The following is a 22,984-nucleotide window of genomic DNA, read 5'->3' on the forward strand; positions in this document are numbered from 1 at the left end:
CACCGCCGTGCCAAATACAGTCAGACACAGGATTGTCAGAAATTGGTTCAATCGTGGGATACTGTCCCCTGTTGATTTGGTGAGCAGCAGTGATAATTGCACTTGTTTGAGCTTGACGGAATACTTGGGTCAACCGCACTACTGGCACACGACCAGAATTAATCAGATCAGCAAGTATTTGACCTGGCCCCACAGATGGTAACTGGTCAATATCACCCACCAACAACAGTAGAGCGCCAGCCAATACTGCTTTAACCAAGGAGTAAGCCAGAAACAAATCAAGCATTGATGCTTCATCAACGATAATTGCTGTATGGGGCAAAGGGTTTTCACTGTCGCATTTAAATCCCCTTGTCCTGGGGTCAAATTCTAACAAGCGATGAATAGTCTTTGCTTCCAGCCCAGTCATTTCACCCAAACGTTGAGCAGCCCGTCCAGTTGGTGCTGCCATTGCAATAGATTTCCCCATCGCTTTCCATAGACTAACTATGGTGTGGGTAGTGAAAGTTTTTCCTACGCCAGGGCCACCAGTTAAAATCATCATCCTGGAGTAAGCTGCTATCTCGACCGCTTGCTGTTGTTGCTCTGAAAGCTGAATCTTGTGACTAGCAGTGAAGCGCTCAATCCAGGCACGAACACGAGGAATGTCCTGTGTAATCGGTTGAGTTAAGCGCCCAGATATCAGTTGTGCTAGGTTTTGTTCTGTATGAAAGTAAGTTGGTTTGTAGCACAGCAGGGTTTGGTCTGGAATTTTCTCTCTGATTAGCTCATCTTTGAGAGCCATGTCTTTGATAGTCACAGCGATAGCATCTTCTGTTGGCTGGTGATCCTCAGTAGTCAGCAGTTTAATCACCGATTCAATTAGTTCTACTTGAGGTAAGTAACAATGCCCATCCTCGGCAGCTTCGCTCAAAGCATGAACCAGTCCAGCACAATATCTAAATTCGCTATCAGGTGCAACTCCCAAGTTACGGGCAATTTTATCAGCAGTCAGAAAACCGATCCCATAGATATCGGCTGCTAGCTGGTAGGGGTTATGGGTTACTGTAGCGATCGCTTTGTCTTGGTATTGTTTGTAAATCTTGACTGCATAAGTGGTTGAAACGCCGTGGCTTTGAAGAAACACCATTACTTCTTTTATGGCTTTTTGGGTTGACCAGGCGTTTTTGATGAGAGTAATCCGCTTTTTGGCAATACCCTGAACTTCAATCAGCCGCTCAATCTGGTTTTCGATAATGTCGAGCGTTTCTAAACCGAAGTGGGCAACAATCCGTCTTGCTGTGACTGGGCCAACACCTTTAATCAGTCCACTGCCCAAATATTTCTCAATTCCGGTAAGCGTTGCTGGTTTGGTTTCTTTGTAATTAACTACCTGGAACTGCGGCCCAAACTGAGGATGGTCACGCCAGAAACCAGTTAGCTGTAGAGTTTGACCTGGCTGAATATTGGCGAAGCTACCGACAATTGTTGTGAGTTCAGTGTTACGGGGACGGGTCAGCCTTGCCACAGTGTAACCCGATTCAGCAGAGTAAAAAGTTAGGCGTTCTACGACTCCGGTGATTGTTTCGTGTTGAGGAAAGGCGTTTATTTGTTGAGGGGAAAGATTAGGGGGAGTGGACATTGCTTATCATCAGATGCCGCACATCATTATAAACGTAGCAGTCAGTTAATTATAGTACATAAATACTAGACCGCATCCCTAGCATATTCATGTAGTCTTTGTGCCTATTCTTCTGCAAGAAGCTTTTCTATTTCTGCAAGAAGCTTGTCAAATTTCTGTGTCTTTTTGGAGTCATCCCATACTTTGGTTTTTTTAGCTTTCACAGATATTGCCTTGAGACGGCTTTGGTACACTGCGCTTTTTTCAGACTTTGTTTTAGTAACAACTGTCTTTATACTGGCAATACGCTCCTTAATTTGATTCAAAGATAATTTTTCAGTAATTGCTAGCGTTAAAAGTTCTTCTCGCTGGATATCGTCTTTAATCCGGGCTATTTCTCTTGCTTTTGTATATTCTATTTTTCCTTGATGAAGATATTCCAAAATATCTTTTGGAAGATTTAGTAATGGTAAGCGATTAGTACGAAAACTATTAGGAGTAAATTTCCCTATAATGTTAAAAACTTCCAAAACTACCTTCCATTCATCACTGTGAATAACGTTATTCGCCGACTCCCGCTCAGGATGAGAAACTACATGGAACAGTGAGATAACAGCTTCTCTTGACTGATTAAGTTTTAAGGATAACAAGTCTAAAATACCTTCTGTTTCCTCAAGAGGGTTTAAATCCTCTCTTTGTAGATTTTCTACAAGAGCGATTTCAAAAGTTTCTTCGTCAGAAAAATCCTTTATGATAACTGGAACTGTTTCTAACTTAGCTTCTTTGGCAGCGCGATAACGTCGTTCACCTGCAACAAGTTCATACTGATTCTGTCCTTTGGGACGAACAAGAAGTGGTTGTAACACCCCTTTTTTTCTAATTGATGCTGTCAGTGCTTCCATTGCCTCAAGATCAAAGTAGCGTCTAGGTTGTTTTGAGGGGAGATGAATAGCTGATAACAGAACTGATTCTAGAGGTGTTTCATTTTTCTGTAGGAATAATAAATCAACACCCTTTACTTGATAGGCAGGCTCAGAGCTTTTTTTACTGGTCATTGTAAAGTATCCAGACTTTTAGCAATTTTTTCTAAAACTTTTACTGTTGGATGGCTTGAACTATAAAGTGCCAAAGGCATGTGTTTTTCAGAAGCATCTGCAAAGGCTATAGCAATAGGAATAGTTTCGTAAACAGGGATTTGCGCTCCTAATTGACGGACGGAATCAAGGCTTCTATTACCTTGTGCGGTACGGGCATCATACATAGTAGGAATGATGCCTGCAACCTTAAGCTGTTGGTTTGCTCCTCTTTGAACGCGAGCAAGTGTTTGAAATAGTAGCTCTGTTCCTCGAAGCGCTTTATTATGTGTCTGAATAGGAATCAGGACATGAGTAGCTGCGACTAAGCTAATATAGCTTAATAATCCTAGACTAGGTGGACAGTCTATCAAAATAAAGTCATAGTTATTTACTACTGGTTCTAAGGCTTGCTTCAGCTTAAAATCTCGCATATCAGCCATAACCAGTCCCAGTTCAGCACCACTTAAGTCAATATTGGATGGTGCAAGATCCATGCTGTGAATGTTTTTGCTGATAGGTAAGGCATCACCATCGACAACTGCGTTGTATACTGTATCTTCTAACTCTGATGCCTCTAGACCCATGAACATCGTCAATGATCCTTGTGGGTCCATATCAACAAGTAGTACTTTATTATTTCGTTGTGCTAAATGATAACCAAGGTTCATAGTAAGAGTGCTTTTTCCTACACCTCCGGCTTGGTTGAACAGTGCAATAATTCTTCGAGTCATAGATTATTACTGAGAATAAAGGATAATTTCCTGATAGTCCATGAAAAATTTATATCAGGGACTATTAGAAGCGAATAACGTTATTCGCCAGTATTCTTTTTAAAGAAATGAAATCAAGGAAGTTGGCTTAAGTACTATTCTCCTTGCTAGACGTAAATTTTAACGAAGAGTATGTTTAGGGTCATAGTACATCTTAAGTGTTGACAATAAATAACAAAATATTTTACTCATTATTTATGCTGATAAATCAATAAAAAGCCTTGCTTAATAAGAATGCAAGGTATCGGCTCAATAATTTGGGGCAGTCCGTTGCTCTGTCTACCAGGAATAGTCGAGCAGATTAAAAGCAGTTTTTGCCAGAGTCATCTGAGCTAGTGAGTCTATTTTTTCGGTCTGTATGATCGGAGCCTGCATATACTAAAAAAAACTAACCCCAAGCTCACGACTAGTAGCCATTAGGGACAGAAAAGCATCAATCTGTGTACCCTCTGCGTCTCAGTAGCAAAGCTAATATTGCGTTACTGCATCATCATTGTCCTAACACTTCATTTGGCAGGATTTGTGCAATGAAACTGTAGTTGAAGAATATAAAGGGCGACATTCTATCATTTAAATTAAAGTTAAGTGCCTTAACTGTGAGTAAACGGTGATTAAACTGAATATGAGAGAAGTGCTTAAGGACAATGGCAATTCCTTCTCCTTGGGTAGAAACAGCTTTTAAGAAATCAGATATTCCTTAATCTGATCTTGCTCTCGCTTTGATGCCGTGTCTATGAGTAGACCCGGATTTCTCACAACCCTATTTGTAACTCCGCAGAAAGTGTTTTACAAATGAATTTGTAGGTAAAATATGGAGGCTTCTCAGTCTGCAAAGTTTTCTAAAACAAAGTGTTGATGAAATATAACAAGCGCTCATCTAAATCACCTCAACAGCCTAATTCCAACAATCTAAATCCAAAGCCGGAATTTGTTGCTTATCGTCCTGTGGGAAAACAGCAGACAATATCTCACCCTGACTCCACCCCAAATGATGAGTCAGTACTAGAAGTAAAACTCCAAGTGCTTGGTGATAAAGAACCGCAAAACGTCTGCACTGACGGCAAGCTTTTAGCTTTAGAAAAAGCTAAAGCCAAGCGTATCTACCCTGACAAGAACAAATCAAATTCCCCGACCCAAGCCGAAGAACAGCGACACTTTGGAAAAAGCGAGTCAGAACCTGAGTTACCACCAGAAAAATGTCAGCATGTGAGATTTCTAAACTGCAATGAACCAGTAAGCCGGATTATATTTGAGTGCTGGCACTGTCAGCAGGGAGTACTCAGCGAGTATACTGGTGAACCTGTGATGGGTGAGTACAAAGGTCGTCCTTCACTAATTCAGTTGAAAATCCAATGTCCTAATTGTGAGCAGACGGCTATCAGATTAACAACGGGAGAAGTGGTTTCGACAACAGCAATCCCTTCTCCTTGGCAGCAATGATCGCATACACCCTCTTTAAGAGTGACTGGTAAGAGATATTTACGATTGATAATGCAAATGAGATTTTTACCCTCAATAATAACTGCACTAACGGCACTGACACTAACTAGTTGCAGCACTACTACTGCTGAACAGTATGAAGCTACAGCACTCACCAGTTACACATGGCAAGTTAAATATGCCAATAACCTAACTAGCGAACCACAGCCACGCATTGAAACCTTTGCTAACATTTCAGTGGTGAATCGGAATGGATTGAAACCGGCAGGAGCAGTTGTTGGGCCAGATGACCGAGGGCTATGGTGGCCTACTTTACCGCCGCGACCAAGTGTTGATGAAGTTGAACAACACAAAAGACCTCAAGAAGAGGCTGGAAAACCCGAATTAGTTAAAGATGTAAAGTACAAACTGACCTATGGAGTGGGTAATACTCAGAAGACGCTACCTACTAACTATGAAGTTTATCGACAAGTGGTAAAAGCTTACCCCCAAAGAACTCCTTTGGAATTGACTCTGGGTGTGAATGATAATTCAGTAGAGAAAGCTGAACCTGTAAGCAAGTAGTAACTCGCTCGTTACATAGTCAGCAAGAAGTTAAAGATCAAGACTGAATTGCTTTTCAACAAAATATTGACAGTAAAGTATAAATCAAAGAGTCAACGATGATCTAATTTAATTTCTGCTGCGTTGATAAAAAAGATTTCAAAAATTCTACGTGGGGGCTATATGGGGGCTATATATACCCCAACAATAGTTAAGCATTTTTGAGGTATTTTGACTCCCACATAGCTCCTATATAGGGGCTTTATAGGGTATATTTGATTGAATAACATTTTGTACCCCACTTAGCCCCCAAGGGGTTATGATAAGCTCTTGAGTTGGGAAAATAAGGGGAAGTTATTTTTTTCTTCTTTCTCTTGCTCTTGCAGATCACTTGAACAGATAATTTTCACTTTCTTAAAGTTTATTACTTGGAGCAGATGTCAAACATTCACACCTTACAAAAAATTTTGACTGCGGGTTTCGATAACGGTTACGGAAGTCTCAAACTTTTAGTCGAAGGGTTTGAAGTAGTTCGTGTGCCCAGCTATATAACTAATGCCGAGATGGAAGATGTTCCAGGACGGGTAGTTTTTAACGGCACTGCTTACACAGTTGGAGAGTCAGCTTACCGTACAGGGAATTATTTTGACCGGAACACAGACAATAATGAAAATAAAGTCAATAATGCGTTGTTGACTTTATTGGGCGCATTGGCACATCTGCCACACCGTAAGGCAAGGCACTTAAAATTAGTCGTCAGTTTACATGATGTTGCTCTGGCTAATGAACTACAAAAAGTACTAAATGGGGAATATCAGCCGATACTTGCTGGCAAACAATCAGACGTGAAAGTAGAAGTGCTGAAAGTTGTACTAGAGGGTATGGGTGCATTGTTTGGGCATCCACTACCCAAAAAATTAACCATTTTAGACTTTGGCAATGGTACGACCCTGTATTCTCGTTACAACCGGGGTCAGCGAGAAGTTCATACCGCTTACCCCATTGGTGTAGAAGTTCTCATTGATGATATCTCCCAAAAAATGAAACATCTAAATGGAGGAAAAATTGGGGATGCTTCCAAAATCCGATTTTGTCTGGAAATGGGGCATACCAGGTACAGCCGTGACATCGATATCAAAGATATATACAGCGCAAGTTTAAAAGATTGGTATGAAAAATACTTGAAGAAAGTGGTGAATCTGACGCTTGATGCTAAACACCAAGGGGATGAAATCTGGGCGATTGGTGGAGGTTGCCTGTTACCCGGATTTAAGAAGCTGTTGGAGAAAAACGGCTTCAAAATCCTGGACAATCCGGTGGAAGCCAATGTCTCTGGGCTTTTAGAGATGGCAAAAACTATTTTTGCCAAGAATCCAACTACTACATCTCTTAAGTGAATATAACTATGGCAGATAAAAAAGACTTAGCACCGGAAAAAGTTCGCCTTAAAGATAATTACCGAGAGCGCATATTTGCAGAATCGCAAAAATTAGATAAAAGTTACCTGGACACGATTTACTTTATAGTTGATTGCTATTTTGTTTTCATTAAGGCTGGATTACCTGTACAACAAATGGCAAACACTCCGATTAATACTGAGTCAAACCAACTCACGTCTTGGACTCCAACTCCATTTGTACAGGAGAAAGAAGAAGATTCTGAACCGGAAACATTCAGCCTTGATTTTGATTTGTAACCGTCAAAGGAAGTTCACAATGGTTGGTAAAGAAGGGGAATTAGCCTTCAGGGTGGTAAGGAGAATGGCACGCTTGTTAAGAGTAAATCCCTGGTATTCCTGGATGAAAGGGTGTAAGGAAGCAAGAATATTTTGTTCTATTTGATACACTAAAATTCAATTTTCCTAACACACGAAGCTGCAACCCTACCCCCAACACCCTTCTTAGTGTGGGGAATTAAGAAGATGTTGAACTTCTTGAGGTACTGGCATTCAATTGTCTGAAACACACGAGCAACCTAAGATAACGGTGTTTGTGTTGCAAACACATCAAAATTACCATTAAACAAGGTTGGAACTGTAAAGTCACCAATTGATCAGTGATTCGGCGGATGATGTTGAAAGTGGAGTCGAAAAGGGTAGACCAAAGATTGAGTACGCTAGAGTTGATTGCGTTACTTGAGTTGCTACAGCCCAATCGTAACAACAGTTTTTCAAGCCAGTGCTTGTACATCTCTATTGCTCGGTCGTACCAAGGCCGATCACTCAATGTGATTTCTTCAAGGGAATAATAATTAAAAAGTTTTCCAAGCAAACTCAAGAAGGAGAGGGCAGATGCGGTCAGGAGGCAATAATTTTTTTGAGTTTGATGTGGTATCAATAAATGATATGGGGCAAGAAATCAGCCGTAATCAAAGTCGAGCAGAATTTTTCACGGAAGACTTAGGCAATAATGTGTCCTTAGAGATGGTTAGCATCCCTTCTGGACAGTTTTGGATGGGAGCATCAAGGTTAGATATTCCACAACCTCAATATTTTCAAGCAATTTACCAACCTCAAAAACCGCGCCATCAGGTAACAATTCCAGCCTTTTATATGGGCAAGTTTCCGATTACACAGGCGCAATGGGCAAGAGTTGCCATCTTACCGAAAGTCAATATTGACTTAAAATTTAATCCATCTCAGTTCCAGGGAGGGGAAAGACCTGTAGAATGCGTTTCTTGGGAAGATACAATTGAATTTTGTACCCGATTATCTCGTGAGACTGGCAAATCCTACCGTTTACCAACTGAAGCCGAGTGGGAGTATGCCTGTCGTGCTGGAACTATTACTCCGTTTCATTTTGGTAAAACTATCACAACATATCTAGCCAACTATGATGGTAATTTTACTTATGGTTCTGAACGTCAGGGATTGTATCTCAGACAGACAACTTTTGTAGGTAGCTATGAGATTGCCAATTCCTTCGGACTCTACGATATGCACGGGTTAGTCTTTGAGTGGTGTCAGGATATATGGCATAAAAATTATATTGGTGCGCCAACAGATGGAACTGCATGGATTGATGAAACTGTCCAATACTGGTTTCGATTTGGTAGCTTTCAATTATCCTGTCCCAAATATCGAGTCTTGCGTGGCGGTTCATGCTATTTTGGCCCACACCATTGTAGTTCAGCATTTCGTAGAGCGGCTGTGCAACATAGAAAGCTCAACCACATTGGGTTTCGGGTTGTTGTTTCTAGCGAATAGCGTTATTGTCAACGTCTAAATTATCATTTTTTATCTTAAAAAATAACACTGTTGCCAAGTAATATTTAGGCAACGGTATCTGTTGCTTAAATCCCCTTCACCACCGAGCGATCGCCTTGCGAAAAAGAAAGGAAATTGATATTTAATCTTTTTTACAACAATTAAGTTTAATGTGAATTAGTTTCAAAAGAGAATTCATTCCTCCTCAACTCAGAATCCAAAAAGGTGTTCTAAAAAAAATTGAAGTTAAATGTTATCTTTGTAAGTCTATTTGTTGCGTTTGAGATTTAGCTAATATTTGATCAATTTGAGTATTAGCATCCTCAAAAGTTTGCAATATCTGTGGAGTTAGTTTATTCGTCTGCACTCTCCCAGATTGCAAGTTTAAAATTACCTCTCCATTTTTCTGCAAAATAATTAAATCCCTCTGCTGGGTATTGAAAGCCAAGTCATAAATCTTTCCTTGGACTTGAGTACCATTTTCATCAGACTTACCCCAAACCATGCCAATCCTTTGAGCAATTTGAGTCAACCGACTGATGGCTTCAAGTTCAAATGTATCTTTATTCATTACTGTCAACGCTTCGGCTGATAATTGCTCACCAGCTTTAAACTGATTGGCCACTTCTACAATGCGTTTTTTGTAATTCTCCGGCTTCCCTAACTTATCTGCGGCATTGTACCAATTTCTCAAGTCATCAATAGTGACTGTCGGAAGCTTCTCTACACCTAAAGGTTCGGTTTTCACGTTATTACTAATGTCTGGTGTAGAAGGAGTAGTGGAGAGTAATGGGGTTATAGATTGGTTAGGTGGGGATTGTGCTGTTTGTTCTGGTGGTTTCAAAAACTGCGGTCGTGTGGCAAGGGAATTAACTCTTTGTTGATACTCAAGATTAGATTCAATGACAGCCCCAAATTTCTTAGTCATGTTCTCCAAAGTTTTGGGGGGAATTGAACTACTGACTAAGCTAAATACCGCTAGACCTTTTTGAGTTTCCCTGATAACATCTTCTATTGGTACTTGTTGACATTCAACTTTTTGAGCAGTTAACCATTTAGTCACAGTCTCAGCTTTCTGGTTGTCAACAGCCAAGCCCATGACTCCAAGTTTTTTGTTTGATTCTGTTGAAAATAAGAAAGTAGGGCGCTCTTTAATCTGATGTAGAATTTTCGCACTACTCTCAATCATCTCCTGCTGTTGAGGATTAACCAATTGAGTCCCAAAAGCCTGAAATTCCTTCGTCCACTTCTGGGGATATTCAACGGTATTAGGGTCTATTTGAGCGCAAATAACAGAAAAATTACTTTCAATGATTGCAGGCGCGGGTGTAAGTTGTCCGGTTTTGAGTAGCCCAAGTTGTCTGAGTGCGTCTTTGTCTTTTTTGAAGTGCAATACTCCCAAGGGTTCACCATTCAAAAACACAGCATCTCTAGTTTTAGAAGCTGAGGTTTCGACAGTCAGTTTTCGGTAATTTTCATCATTGAATGTCTGACCAGAAAAATCATAAAAGTTAATTTTATTAATTTTAAGGAGATTCCCATTGGGAGATTCACCCAGGACAAAAGCTTGATCTCCTATCTCAGAGATTGACGTGAGCTTTAATTTTAGGGGATTACCATTTTTCAGGTAATCAATTTGTTTCAACTGTTGGACAGAATCACTGTCTAACTCACCCAAAGTCAAAGCATCAATTTTGATTTTTACTGTTTTGTCAGTCACCGGCACAGTGCCAAATTCTAAGTTGAGCGGTTCGGCGTTAAAAACAAGTCCTGCATAAGAGAAGTTCTTGAGTTCACGGATAGTAATTTCAATCGGCTCGTTCCCTGGCAGTCCAATAGTTGCTTTGGCAGTAGCAGGTTCTATCCCAACCATACAAGAGAGCGCTTTCGTACCAATGGGAAGCTGTGCGGTTCTGGTTTCAAGCATGGCAAATTCTTTATATTCGCCGTCACTATCCTGGACAAACATTAATCTGGAAACGTGGCGTTCATGTCCGACTGGGTGGTGGCTGGCTCTAATTTCTATCGGGTGTTTTTCGGTGGGATTCCAGTCTCGACCCAAAAATTGATTTGCTTCATTATTCAATGTGACTAACTTCGGTTCAGTAAATTGCAACTTATTTAAGCGAGAAATAATCTCAGTTGGGAAAGCAGCGAAGGCGAAATTGGAAACTTTTTTGGCGCGAGCCTGGGGGTTTGTGTTTTCTTTTCTTGCAACTTCAAGTTCATCCTGACGGGATGCACAGATGTTCCAAGCGGCGGCGGCGGATGCAAGTTTTTCTGACTCTGGTATTGAAGCGTAAAATGCTTCTGCCGCTTCATTTGCCAAGGCATAGAGTAGTTTAGTTTGGCTTCTAGTAAGTTCTGGTTTTAGTTCTAGGAGTTTAGCTCTCTGCATGGTCATCCCCGCCTTGAGGTTGTGGTCAGTCACAGATTGTTGGCTAACTGTCCCCAGGTTGCGGTAAGCGGGTTTTCCATCTTCCCCAACCTCACCATCTATCTGTGCAACTGCTAATAATTTATGGGGGCGTTCACTGTTTGTGAATTTAATCTCATCTAGGCGAATATTAAGTGTCTGGGCTTTCCAGATTAGGGGATGCCCGTAGCGGGTGAGGTTGGTAATTTCGAGTTGCGTTCCTGAATCCGTTTGAATAATTGCGCTAGGGCCAGACTCTGTTTCTCGCCGCCTTGAGGCACGAACCGCAGCGTTGAACTTCAGATCAAACTCGTACTTGGCGGCAACTGCTGCAAATTTTTGCTGTGGTGTAAATTCTACTCCTTTGAACAAGTCTTTAAACTGGACGATGGGACGCGATTCTAACTGTGATTCTTGGAAATATTTATTGGTTTGGCTAATTAATAATTCTACTGGTGAGTAGCCTTTTGGTGTTATCCCTGTGTTTAAATAAGCTGACGAAGATTTCTTATCTTTAATATAATTAACATCACGATATAAGTAGCGGCTGTTTTCCCGGATTTTATCCATCTCAGGTTTTTTAGCACTTTTGAATAAATCAACCGCTATTTGGTTTTGATAACATCCCTCACCAATCATTTCTCGGTACATCAGGCGGTTAACATCCATCGCCTGCTGAATAATCTCTCTTCTTCTGTTAGGATTCTCTGCTAGAGCTACAACAGATTGCATGAAGGGTTTGTACTCTGCTCTAATTGGTTTGGGCTTCTCGTCATGTTCCTGTTCAAATAAACTTTGATAGCGTTTAGATACTTGGTCTAAATAAGTTGATTGTTGCTCGATAGTTCCGTAAGTTTTAAGTACCTCAATTTCCGATTCTAATGCCTCCAGTGCTGTCACTTGATTGTTGATTATGCCCACGCTGATGCTATCGCTCATGTGGATAGCGATTTTTTCAAATGTGGGCTGGCTTCCATCGGTGGGATCATAAAATGATTGTTTTTTGAGCTTAACCGTGGGCGAATAGGCGTTTTGGGGAAGATTTCTTCGCTCTGCCTCTGCCGTTAAGTTGGGATGTAAGCTGGCTTTTGCCACACCAATGCAGTCACCATCGTAGTCTCGTGCTTGGCGTTCTGATTCGGTTTCTGCTGGGTCGATAAAATCAACATCAACCAAGAGTGCTTCTAACTCTGTAATTCTTTGCTGTATGCGCTTATGGTCTTCGTCATTGACTACAATTATGCCTTCTAAGGGTTCACCATCTGGCCCTAACTGATCCTTAACATATTTATTATTAGAAACACACAAACCATTAGAGTTGAGGAAAGGAGAACGGAAGTTAAGAATTTTTTCTTGCTCATCAAGCCAAGAGATACAAATTTCACCATTTTTTAGTTCCTTGGAGGGAATAATCATTCCTCGGTCAAAAGTAAGCGTTTTCCCAACAGCAATATCTCGCCACTCACTTTGTACAAACCGATTTAATTCCTGTTTGACCTTCTCAGTTTCTAATAACTGCTGATGCCCAAGTAAATCGGCTTTAATGAGTTTGTACATGAATAAGTCATCTTTAGTACTCTCGTCATCCAATTCCTGATCTGCATCTAAATCATCATTTGTCCCTAAGTCTTTAACATCTATTTCTTGATTGGTTACTTCTCCTGTTTTTAATTTATTTTGGCTCAATGATTCTTTACGTTTTTCGTATCTTTGACAATAGTAAGCAGCAACAATTCTTGGATCATCTTGAATAGAGGCTAATCTTTGAGCTTGTAACTCTAATTCTTCGGCAAAATCTTTAATTCCTTGGGGGAAAGATGCCAGCAGTTGGGAGATAGACATCTGACCTTGCTGAGATTGCCCTTTTTCAGCTAACCAAATATTTTGCTGATATAATCCTGGCTTAATCTGCGGCTTAGTAGGGCCTTTGGGTCTATCTTTATCTGTTCCCTTAAAACTGCTTATGGGAAGAATTATATCGATTTTTTGTTCATTGTTCGGGTCTGCATATTTTATTCTATCTAGTCTGTATGGTCGCAGTGTTCCTTTGCCAAAGCGATATTTAGTAGTATCTTCTCCAACCCCATCTACCCAACCAAATCGATGCTGAATTACACGATAGCTTTTATCTACTTGGGATTCTCTGAAGGTTAGCTTGTCATAAAGTTGTGTTGAAATCTGCCCATAACAATCTCCAACTAGTTTATATGCCAAATCATTCGATAATATTTCTCCATTTTCACCCCTGTTATCAGTAGAATCATCTACTACCAGAATGTTTAGCTTTTCGTGAATCGCATTTTTACAAGCCCCAAGCAAGATGGAACCATAAGCCCCACGGTCTTTACTATCTGGACAAATTTTTTGAATCGTTTCTAAACATTCTCTATCTCCATAAAGTAAACGAGTTTTTGAAGATAATAGTAAAATGTGTCCATCTGGATGATTTTTTAAGTCTTCATCTGTACTGTATTCATCTGAATGTCCAAATGAAAAATTTTTATCAGGAAAGTAAAATTCCAGTAAAGTATTACTGAGATTTTCAGTTAAAATAGTTTTAGGCTCATCTGTATAAATCCATTGATTGAGCCTGGGATCAAAATGTTTAATTTCCAGAGTCATGGGTTTAAAAAGTTAATGAAACTTGGTTAATATCTTGAGAGGTTTGTATGTCGAGAATTAAGCGTTGGATAAATATGCATAAGGAAGAATTCAATGCAGATGGAACTTTAAAAGATGAAGTAAGACAACAAAAATTATCTCTTGGCACACATCCAGGAGCAATTGATAGTTATGCTCGTAGAATAAAAGAAGAGTATGACGAGTGGAAGCACCTGGACGAGACTGATCCAGAGCCGTGGACAATCTACACAGCCTACGATTTCTTCAGCGAACAAGAAAAAAAAGAATTTAACCCTGATGGTTCTCTCAAACCTGAATATATAGAATACGCTCAGAAAATTGGTATCAGTGAAAGTGCCCTCGAACAGCTTGAGTGGCGCAAGAAAATCGAGGTTGATGATTACAACAAAGTGTCTGCTAAATACGCAGAAAAGGGTATTAATTTTGGTGCATGGCAGATGAGAGGAAGGATTGAAGATAGCAGAACATACGTCCAACGTCGTCAGCAGATGGAACAAGACCTGCGTAACTTTGAGCCGGAAGACAGTTTGCCTTTCGACAAGGACACAGCATATTAGGTGAGCCGAAACCGAGTGAGTGATAATATAAGCTGAAAGCATTATCAAACAAAGCTCTCAGCTTTTTGGTAAAATCCTTTTAATGAGGTTGAACAGCAGGTGGGTTGACAACAGCCGCAGATGGTTTAACAGAGCGAAATGCCCCATTGAGAAAGGCAATCATTCCTAAGATGGCGAAGGCTGTAATGATTACTCTTTGCAGTGAATTGAATGCCGAGCGTTCTCTGACTACTTCAGCCCACATTACTTGCAGTTGGTCTTCTGTTGTTTGCTTTGAAGCTAAATAATAGAGAGCTTCAATACAAGGGGATATGTCTTCCCCTTGTTGAACTTTCTGATACAACAGATTTTCTAGTCGCTCTTTCTGTTGAGGGATAGTGAATGAGTCTGTTGACTTTTGAGGGTATGTACCGTTGTTGTGGCTTGGTAATTTTAGTTGTTGCATGATTTCTTTAAGAGATATTTGAGATGAAAGTAAGTAGGGAAAGGTGCAGAAGAATATTCCTCCACACCAGATTCTGCAAGTAAAAATGGAAATTATAATTACTCCCACCGCAGAGTTTATATTTTCTGCCCTCAAAAAATCAATCGACAAGAGTACGGAAAAAAACCGTACTCTTGTCTGTAGAAAAATAAGTCTATTTATGCTAAAGCTCTAATTCAGTATTTTACTTTGAGAATTAATCAAATACTTTCTTCTGGGTGTTAGAGATGGCGCACAGCCTACTTGGAGTCAGCGAACTTTCAGCTATAAGTATTTTTACTTGCTAACCTTTGAGAAATTGGGCTAGTAGAATTAACATCATTAATAAAACAATTAATCTCGACATAGAAAATATATTTTCTGTCAAATCAATTTTAAAAGTTTTTCCATAGCTATCGAAAATCCCCTGAATCAGCAAACGTACCTTTAATAAATCAACATTTAAAAACGATGACTTTTTTACTTTACCAATCCCTGGAAATTTGCACTTGTTAAACACACTTGCCCCATAACATCTACAGCCGAGGGATTGTTTTTCTGATAACGCTTTCCGTTGCTGCTCAGTTTTCTGCCAGCACGAGTCTTTGGCCACATCTGCGCCAAGTCCACTCAGGGATACTAGAGATTCAAAGGGATATTTAGTCAACATCATCTGGTTAAATGTTTTGCCCACAGAGTTGAATTCGTTCGCTGGGAGAATGCCACCTCCAAACACGACTTGAGGAACCAACACAAGAATTGTTAGCAGAGGTGCAACACTTTGACTTGGTGCAATCGCAGAAACTAACAGCCCTAAAATCATGCTCCCAAAAGAAGCGAGGAAGAGGCTGAGGTACATGAGAGTAAAAGTACTGTTATCAACATTTAATTTCACCGCCGTGGTCATGCAAACTAAAAGTATTGCTGATTGATAAAGCGCTAGCAAAAATGCTAATTGAAACTTGGATGCTACATAAGGAACTATCCCTAGTCCGGCACTGCGCTCACGGCGATAAATAGCAGTTTCCTTAGCAATCTCCGACATCGTAGCTAGCGCTCCAGACATTACAGCCATGATGACTGTGACAAACAGCATTGTAATTGCCTGTCCTGCATTGCCAATCTTAGTGTTAAATAAGTCAGGCTTCCACAGTGCAAAATTCAATGAACCTAAAATCGGCGCTCCTAGAAGCATTAACGCTAAACTGATTTTGTTCTTGAGCAGAATAGCCAAGTTACGGCGGCATAGCACCCCCCATTGTTGGAGAAAATCCGGCTTAACTAGTACGGGCTTAATTGAGTTTTGGGGAATGGTCTTTTGGCGTTCACTGACAAACTTTTTGTAGAAAGCGTAAGACTTAAATCCCTGCTCCCATTCTGATGGTGACAACTGGTGTTCAACTCTGGCATAAATTGAATCAAAATCTTTGACTTTGAAATAGCTAAAGGCTAACTTCGGAGGGCCAACATAAGCAAGTCTGCCCCCCTTAGCCAGAAAAACTACCATGTCAGCGATCGCCACATTTTTGGTAGCATGAGTAATCAATATTACTAGACTTCCAGCATCTGCTAAACTCCGCAGAAGGTGCATGATTTGTAATTCTGTGCCAGGGTCAAGTCCTGAAGTTGCCTCATCCAGAAAAAATATGCTGGGATTGCTGATTAGTTCTACCCCAATACTTACACGTTTGCGCTGCCCACCACTAAGTCGCCCAATAGAGACATTCTTGCGCCCAGTAAGTTGCAGTTGTTCAAGTACTTCTTGTATGCGTTGCTGCCTTTTTGATGGCGATGCTGAAGGCAGACGGAGATGAGCAGCATAGTTAAGTGCTTCCCCCACAGTCAGTTCTGAATGAACGATATCGTCCTGCGGCACATAGCCAATTTTATTTTTGAAAGCGTTGAAATTCTTGTAGAGGTCGCAGCCGTTAACAAATACTTTACCTCTAGCGCGGCGTTGTCCGTTGAGTGCGTCCATGAGAGTTGACTTCCCGCCACCACTAACCCCAGCAATAACGACAAACTCTTGCGGAAAGAAAGATACAGAAATATCGTTGAGCAGAGTTGTACCTAATATTGGGCTGCTAGATTTTTTTAAATTGATTGCATCTAATCTCATGCGTTCAATTGAGAGAGTTTGACGTTGCCTTGCCTGAAATATTGGAATTTTGGCTGGTGCAGGGGAGCTAATTTTGATTTCTACGATCACCGAACCAAGCTCTATAAGATTCCCGTCTGTTAAAGCTCGGAATCGATATGCTTCTAGCCGAATCCCTGCCACCCGTGTGCCATTGGTACTACCTTCATCTAGCAAATAATACTGACCTTCTTTAAACGCAATCTTAGCGTGTCCTTTATCTACGCTGTTATCAGGAATTACCAAGTCATTGTATTTATCGCTACCAATACTGAAAGGAGTTTTTTCAACAGTGCATTGCTGAATCGGAATCGTGTGAATAGTCAGATGTAGAGTCTGCATTTGTGCATTGTCAAGAAAATAGTTTCTATTTTTGTCGCACTCCAGCAGATAATACAACAGTTAGCAAGAAGATAAAAGCAACTGGCTAAAAATACAAAAGTTTTTTTAAAGACAAGAACAACAAACAGATATAGAAAGAGAAATATGAAACTTTCAATCATTACCGCTACCTATAATAGACCGGAAAAATTAAGCACAATTGCACTGAAAAGCTTACTTAATCAAACAGATCACAATTTTGAATGGGTAATCATTAACGATGGGGGCAACCAACGAACTAAAGAAATTGTTACTAAATTTCCAGCTCCATTTCATATAGTTTATGAGGAAATAGAACACCTTTCCATTGGCTTTGGACTATGCCATGCACGCAATAAAGGATTAGATGTAGCAACTGGAGAATTAATTGCTTATCTGGACGATGACAATAGCTTTGAGCCAGAGTTTATAGCTATGGTAAAGCAATTTTTTAAACAACAAAACTTCATCAAATATAGTATGGTTGTGCAAAATCGTCGCCGTGATGTTATTTGTCAAGGTAAAACTATACGCATGAGTAAAACTTTTCTTTCTCCCAGTAACCCAAACTGCATACTTGATAATTTTATCAGTCAACAAGAAATTTTTGATAGCAATGGATTCATTCATTACCGTAATCATACTTTAAAATGGAATCCTTGCCACCGAATATTTGCTGACTATGAATTCTTACTCCAATGTGCTAAAAAATATGGAAATAGTACATTTAAAGTCAATCCTCAAGTTTTAGTTAATTATATTCAGTCGTCTGAAGGGACTATTGGTACTTCAACTTATAGGCAGTGGGCAGAAGAACTCAAACAAATAATCAAATCAGCTTCTTTTTACTCACTTGAATTATATCAAGTTGAGCGTCTACAGTAACTTACAAGAATGTATAACAATATAGCTAATAACCGCGCACCAGCATTTGTATAGTGTGCAAATTTGAAAGCGATCGCCTGGGAGCAAGCCGCAGAGAATCTACGATAGGCAATCACTTTCAAATTAGGGCTTTAAACACCAGGGTGCATGGTCAAAAACCCGTTTTTCTCCCAAACTTCTTTAGGTGGGGTGGAATTTTTTACAGGTGGGGATTGATGATAGTCTGGAACCAAATCAGTTTTACGTTGGTAGCCAAAATTGTAGTCTAACATCTTGATATAGGTAATGTGTGCAGTCCAGACATCAGTAACTCGGCTACCTAGAGAGAGGGTATCGAGATACTTAGGCATCTCAACGTTGCCATTCCAAACAATGGGTATGCCCTCTTTTTCAAAATGTTGAGTTAATTCCTTATGCACAAACTCAGCAGTCCCGCCGCAAATGATAACTTCATCCAATACGGCAATATTTCTAATCCAGCGAATTAAAGCTCGACAGTAATCACCACGGACATCTAGTAAAACTGAGTTAAACAACTTTAAATCAGATTAAACTCCAGCAGATGTGGCTTTGCGTGATAACGACTGTAATGCATTCACGTTGCCCAAGCTTGCTGACACTAAAGCTTTTGGTATACGTAAATCATCTTTTGCTAGCCCAACAGCAGTACGCTCGACAAATTGCTGCACTAACCAATTCATCCCCAACTCTGTAGATTCAGCCTTTGCTTGATTACCTTTAGCCGAAACAAAAAAACTAGCATTCCGGTAGCCCAACATCAACAAACCAATACTTTTTTGCCCAAACAATGCACCTAAAGTCCGACTACGGTAAGCCATAATCCCACTCCCCTCTGGAGCCACGTAAAAATTATGTAGCTTAAGTTTTAACTTGCCTGTGGGTGTGGCAATTCCTTTTCTCAACGCTGCCGACAGCTTCTTGCCCAAATCCTTGCCGTCCGACATTTCTCCTGGTGGTAGCAATAATTGCACGGAAGCATCAACACCATTACTCAAGCCCAATTGAAGGCTTGCTTTCCATAATAATCCCGCTATTTTTGGTAAAGCATAGTGATATTTCAGATCCCTGAGTGCTGGTGTGCCAGCAAAAGTATTTTTAGCTAGAGTGCCCAAGACATAATACTCATCACCTATTCCTACCCAAGTACAGTCTCCTGACAACTGAGTAATTGAGTTTTTTCCCACATCTGCAATTTCTGGCTCCATTGCTATTACTATCGGCACACCCGAAGGATATATCTGAACAATTACCTTGCTCTGACTCCCACCTAAATCAATGGACACAGCTACCCTTGTGTAAACAGGTGCAATCTCTCTTTTCGACGTATTCATGAATTTTTCTCAACTATTACTCGACATTAAACAAGCTGTTAATCTGCTTTATTTCTTCTGGCAGAACTAGTTCTGCCAAATCATCAATGTCCTCATCCAAGGTTTGGTCATTCTCATCATTAATGGTGGACACCAGCCTTTGACCATCTCCACTGTCGCCAACTTCAGCGTTGTTCGCAGTCACAGCAGTTTGGACATGAGATGACAGAAAAATTTCACGAATCAAAGCCGCTTGTGCTTCTAATTTTTTAATTGACCAAATTGCCCTCTGCCTGAGTTCTTCACCATCCACTCCATCAGCAGATATGGCAAAGGGCGACCAGTATTCAAGCAGGGTCAACATTACTATTTCAGGTAGGTTCCCTAAATCGAAGGGTCTGGAGTGGAGATAATTAATTATCTGTCCATCAATAGTGCCTAACCTTCGCCTAATTGAAAAAAAGACTTGTTGGTTCTGTTCCATTTTTTTTCATGCAAAAGTTTCTGTACATTTACAGCCGCGTTGCTTCGGTTTTTTACTTGCAGAAAATCAAAATGCAGAATCACTTATTAAAGTCTAATCGATTTTTTCTGTTTTAAAAACTGAGTTACAATCTCCCCTAAATCTATGTAATTAGTGGATTTTGAATAACAAAATTGTATACCAAACTACATTTTTTCTAGACTATGCCTAGACTAAGTTTGAACTATCCCTAGACTATGCCACAACTTAGCACTCTTAATCAGTTTTTTCAAGAAAGTAAGTTCTTTAGACTATGCCTGAACTATCCTTAGACTATGCCACAACTTAGCGCAGGAAATTGCTATTTTTTGCCCTCAACAATTCTTCGCTTAGAGAATAAAGTAACCATACTCACTATGGTTTCATGCCCTGCGGGTGGCTGCGCCATCTCTCGCTGCGCTCGTGACATGAAACCGCCGTTCGCTTGGAGGGTTTTTGAGTACTACAACGCACTGCATTTGTAGCATAAAACTTTTATGTCGCCACTAACAATTCTCAGAATTGAGAAACTAAAAACATTTGGTAACGTTGCCGGAAGTGATGACCATGTTACCAGGAATAGAGAAACACCCAACGCAGATCCAACCAAAGAGAATGTCCGGTTGATTGGGGGAGAAGACTCACGCGCATTAGAGGAGATAGTTAAAGAAAAAATCTCTACGCTACTGCATCGCCCACGAAAGGACGCGGTGTTATGCACCGAAATGTTTCTCTCGGCATCGCCTGAATATTTCCGCCCTGGTGATCCATCTCAGTCGGGGCAGTGGTCTGATTCACTGATGCAGCAGTGGGCGATCGCATCTCGTGACTGGCTGGCTCAAAACTATCGGTCAAAGTGCGTCAGGGCAGAACTCCACCTAGATGAAAGTACCCCACACATCCACGCCTACATCGTGCCATTGAACGATAAAACTGGGAGAGTCAGTCATGACGCGATGTTTGGCGGCAGAGGTGGACAGGGAAGAATTAAGTTATCCAAACTCCAAGATAGTTATGCTGCTGCACTTGCTCCTTTGGGCATTGAACGAGGGGTTAAGGGCAGTAAGGCAACCTACACCAAAGTCAAAGAGTATTACCAAGCCGTTAACAGTGAACCACTTACCGCAGTCATTACAAATAACCAATTAGCACCCACACCATTTGAATCAGCTACAAATTACGTTGCCAGGATTCAGTCTGATGAACTGTTCCAAGTCATTAACCACCAACTGGCTGATCGCTCCTTTATGGCAGAGCGATTGTTCCGTGCAGAGCAACGGGCTAGAGATAGTGAAAAAGAGCGACAGCAATTAGAAAAACGGGTGCAATTGTTAGAATCTCAAACTCAACAAATGCGCGACTTGCCCTTGGAGGAGGTCGCCTGGGAGTTGGGGCTACACCATGAGGAAGGAAAATGGAAGGGTCACGGACACATCATTAATATAGATGGTCCCAAATTCTACGACTTCGCCCCCGAACAGCAGAAAGGCTCAGGGGGTGCGATTGACTTGGTGATGCACGTTAACCAGTGCAATCTACGGCAGGCGGTTGTCTGGTTGCATGAGCGCTTTGGTGAAGCTGGGGCTATTGGAGCAGCGATAGCTTTTGCTAAAACAGTGGCAGCTGAGATTATCCAGTTAGAACCATGCGACAAATTTAGGCTACCAGTTGAGGATAAAACTAAGTGGTCTTCTGTCTGCAACTACCTGACCCAGAAACGGGGGATACCTGAAAACTTTGTGGAAGTTCTGCATAACCGGGGGCTGGTTTACGCTGATGACCAGCAAAACGCTGTGTTCGTCATGCGGAATCTTGGCGAAGAACCCCAGGCAATAGGAGCATTCCTGCGGGGGACACGGGGCGAGAACAACACTTTCAAAGGTTACGAGAAAGGGACTAAGCGGCGTGAGGGCTGGTTTTACTTTCACTTAGGTGGACAGCCAACAGATCCAGCAGAAAGGTTAGTGCTGTGTAAATCCCCCATTGATGCCATCTCTTTTGCCATGCTGGAATATCTTGTCAAGGGCGACGTACCGCTCAAAAGAACGCTCTTCCTGGCAATAGATCGCCCTAATACTTTGCCTGTTGAGCAATTGCAGCATATTTTTAATGTACAGGTAGCATTGGACTCTTCGGAACTTGGAAATGCAGATGCACGGGCTATTAAACAATTGCTGCCACAGGCTAAAAGAAATAAATGTTTTGCGAGAGATTGGAACCAAGAACTGGTCAATCTCTCGCAGAAATTACAACAACAACAACGGCATCAAAATCAGGAAATGGAGCTTTAAATAATTCGTAATCCGTAATTATGTTTTGTGATTGTAAAGCGTCAGCATAAGCGTTGCGGCAGTGATAGCGCAGTGCCATTCACCCTACCCTTTAAATTAAAAAAAGTAAAACTAGAAATATATAACAAAGAGAAGTAAAAAATCAAGATACGAAAGTACTGATTATTTCCGTACCTTTATCGATTCCTTTGTGATTGGCAGATATGGGATAGTGATATCGTTCTGAGCCATAAAACGATGGTAGAAGTTTGGCAGTTTTGGGAATTTGAGCATTTCTCGAACAATATAGTACGAGTGATAGATGCTCCGAGTGGATTAGAGTTGTTTGCGGTTGATGTATTCCAAATAATTGCTCCAGCCCTGAACGATGGAAAAGTAATATTAATAGATACGAAAACAAATCAGCGACAAGTGATGATGAATCAAAAAATAGTCGTCGTTAATACTTTGAATGCCTTGGGGATTCATTCATTGACAGGTATAGTAAAAGCTGATGTGGTTAGGCAATTTATGCAATGGGTAAGGAGCCAAATAGTACCAATTTTTAGAAAACAGACAAATTTGAATATAGAAACTAACATTAAGCATATAACTTCAGGAATTATTTTTCCGAAGAGAGATTCTTTAATAAACTACCTGTATTCAAAGCGACAGAAGATATGGGAAGTAGAAATAGAAGTTATTGAATTATATTTAAAATTGATTTATAAGAAAATTCCTCTGGCTGCTAATTGTCCGGGAACTAGTAATTATCAAGAATTATCC

General features: G+C 40.6%; 18 protein-coding genes. 9 read left to right on the plus strand and 9 right to left on the minus strand.

Features of this window, described 5'->3' with window-relative positions:
- The 3 genes from ACFFAP_RS19585 to ACFFAP_RS19595 all read right to left on the minus strand — a co-directional run.
- A partial coding sequence (locus ACFFAP_RS19585) for an AAA family ATPase (RefSeq protein ID WP_375512765.1) occupies positions 1–1,621 on the minus strand: 1,621 nt, incomplete at its 3' end.
- 104 nt (positions 1,622–1,725) lie between these two features.
- Positions 1,726–2,655: a ParB/RepB/Spo0J family partition protein gene (locus ACFFAP_RS19590; protein WP_375512766.1), complete on the minus strand. Its 930-nt coding sequence runs from the start codon at positions 2,653–2,655 to the stop codon at positions 1,726–1,728.
- Positions 2,652–3,407 (minus strand): ParA family protein, encoded by a 756-nt coding sequence (locus ACFFAP_RS19595; protein ID WP_375512767.1) that lies wholly within the window; start codon positions 3,405–3,407, stop codon positions 2,652–2,654. The genes ACFFAP_RS19590 and ACFFAP_RS19595 overlap by 4 nt, the downstream gene beginning before the upstream one ends.
- Positions 3,408–4,301: 894 nt before the next feature.
- Between ACFFAP_RS19595 and ACFFAP_RS19600 the strand changes: the two genes are divergently transcribed.
- From ACFFAP_RS19600 to ACFFAP_RS19620, 5 genes are all read left to right on the plus strand, one after another.
- Positions 4,302–4,886 carry a hypothetical protein gene (locus tag ACFFAP_RS19600; protein WP_375512768.1) on the plus strand — a complete coding sequence of 195 codons (585 nt, stop codon included), beginning with the start codon at positions 4,302–4,304 and terminating at the stop codon, positions 4,884–4,886.
- Between the two features lie 51 nt (positions 4,887–4,937).
- Positions 4,938–5,450 carry a hypothetical protein gene (locus tag ACFFAP_RS19605; RefSeq protein WP_375512769.1) on the plus strand — a complete coding sequence of 171 codons (513 nt, stop codon included), beginning with the start codon at positions 4,938–4,940 and terminating at the stop codon, positions 5,448–5,450.
- Between the two features lie 416 nt (positions 5,451–5,866).
- Complete coding sequence (locus tag ACFFAP_RS19610; RefSeq protein ID WP_375512770.1) at positions 5,867–6,826, plus strand: ParM/StbA family protein; 960 nt, start codon at positions 5,867–5,869, stop codon at positions 6,824–6,826.
- 8 nt (positions 6,827–6,834) lie between these two features.
- Positions 6,835–7,125, plus strand: a complete 291-nt coding sequence (locus tag ACFFAP_RS19615) for a hypothetical protein (protein WP_375512771.1) — start codon at positions 6,835–6,837, stop codon at positions 7,123–7,125.
- A 594-nt stretch (positions 7,126–7,719) separates the two neighbouring features.
- Positions 7,720–8,634 (plus strand): formylglycine-generating enzyme family protein, encoded by a 915-nt coding sequence (locus ACFFAP_RS19620; RefSeq protein ID WP_375512772.1) that lies wholly within the window; start codon positions 7,720–7,722, stop codon positions 8,632–8,634.
- 253 nt (positions 8,635–8,887) lie between these two features.
- Here the strand turns inward: ACFFAP_RS19620 and ACFFAP_RS19625 are convergent, their stop codons facing one another.
- Positions 8,888–13,672 carry a hypothetical protein gene (locus tag ACFFAP_RS19625; RefSeq protein ID WP_375512773.1) on the minus strand — a complete coding sequence of 1,595 codons (4,785 nt, stop codon included), beginning with the start codon at positions 13,670–13,672 and terminating at the stop codon, positions 8,888–8,890.
- A gap of 47 nt (positions 13,673–13,719) precedes the next feature.
- Here ACFFAP_RS19625 and ACFFAP_RS19630 point away from each other — a divergent pair, with 47 nt between their 5' ends.
- Entirely contained in the window at positions 13,720–14,250 is a 531-nt protein-coding gene (locus tag ACFFAP_RS19630) for a hypothetical protein (protein WP_375512774.1), read from the plus strand.
- A gap of 79 nt (positions 14,251–14,329) precedes the next feature.
- Here the strand turns inward: ACFFAP_RS19630 and ACFFAP_RS19635 are convergent, their stop codons facing one another.
- Together ACFFAP_RS19635 and ACFFAP_RS19640 are read right to left on the minus strand one after the other, a co-directional pair.
- Positions 14,330–14,695, minus strand: a complete 366-nt coding sequence (locus ACFFAP_RS19635; protein ID WP_193948292.1) for a hypothetical protein — start codon at positions 14,693–14,695, stop codon at positions 14,330–14,332.
- A gap of 322 nt (positions 14,696–15,017) precedes the next feature.
- Positions 15,018–17,192: an ATP-binding cassette domain-containing protein gene (locus ACFFAP_RS19640; protein WP_375512775.1), complete on the minus strand. Its 2,175-nt coding sequence runs from the start codon at positions 17,190–17,192 to the stop codon at positions 15,018–15,020.
- Positions 17,193–17,336: 144 nt separating this feature from the next.
- Here ACFFAP_RS19640 and ACFFAP_RS19645 point away from each other — a divergent pair, with 144 nt between their 5' ends.
- On the plus strand, positions 17,337–18,095 hold the full coding sequence (locus tag ACFFAP_RS19645; protein WP_375512776.1) for a glycosyltransferase family 2 protein: 759 nt from the start codon (positions 17,337–17,339) through the stop codon (positions 18,093–18,095).
- Positions 18,096–18,226: 131 nt separating this feature from the next.
- On the opposite strand, the gene ACFFAP_RS19650 is transcribed toward ACFFAP_RS19645, so the two are convergent.
- The 3 genes from ACFFAP_RS19650 to ACFFAP_RS19660 are packed head-to-tail and all read right to left on the minus strand — an operon-like array spanning position 18,227 to position 19,910.
- A complete protein-coding gene (locus tag ACFFAP_RS19650) occupies positions 18,227–18,631 on the minus strand; it encodes a hypothetical protein (protein ID WP_375512777.1) in 405 nt (134 codons plus the stop codon).
- Between the two features lie 12 nt (positions 18,632–18,643).
- Positions 18,644–19,447 (minus strand): ParM/StbA family protein, encoded by an 804-nt coding sequence (locus tag ACFFAP_RS19655; RefSeq protein ID WP_375512778.1) that lies wholly within the window; start codon positions 19,445–19,447, stop codon positions 18,644–18,646.
- Positions 19,448–19,463: 16 nt separating this feature from the next.
- Entirely contained in the window at positions 19,464–19,910 is a 447-nt protein-coding gene (locus ACFFAP_RS19660) for a hypothetical protein (RefSeq protein ID WP_375512779.1), read from the minus strand.
- Positions 19,911–20,425: 515 nt separating this feature from the next.
- On the opposite strand from ACFFAP_RS19660, the gene mobV reads away from it, so the two are divergent.
- Together mobV and ACFFAP_RS19670 are read left to right on the plus strand one after the other, a co-directional pair.
- On the plus strand, positions 20,426–22,219 hold the full coding sequence (mobV, locus tag ACFFAP_RS19665; protein ID WP_375512780.1) for a MobV family relaxase: 1,794 nt from the start codon (positions 20,426–20,428) through the stop codon (positions 22,217–22,219).
- A 237-nt stretch (positions 22,220–22,456) separates the two neighbouring features.
- A partial coding sequence (locus ACFFAP_RS19670) for a hypothetical protein (RefSeq protein WP_375512781.1) occupies positions 22,457–22,984 on the plus strand: 528 nt, incomplete at its 3' end.

This window comes from uncultured Nostoc sp., assembly GCF_964245575.1.
Taxonomy (GTDB): domain Bacteria; phylum Cyanobacteriota; class Cyanobacteriia; order Cyanobacteriales; family Nostocaceae; genus Nostoc.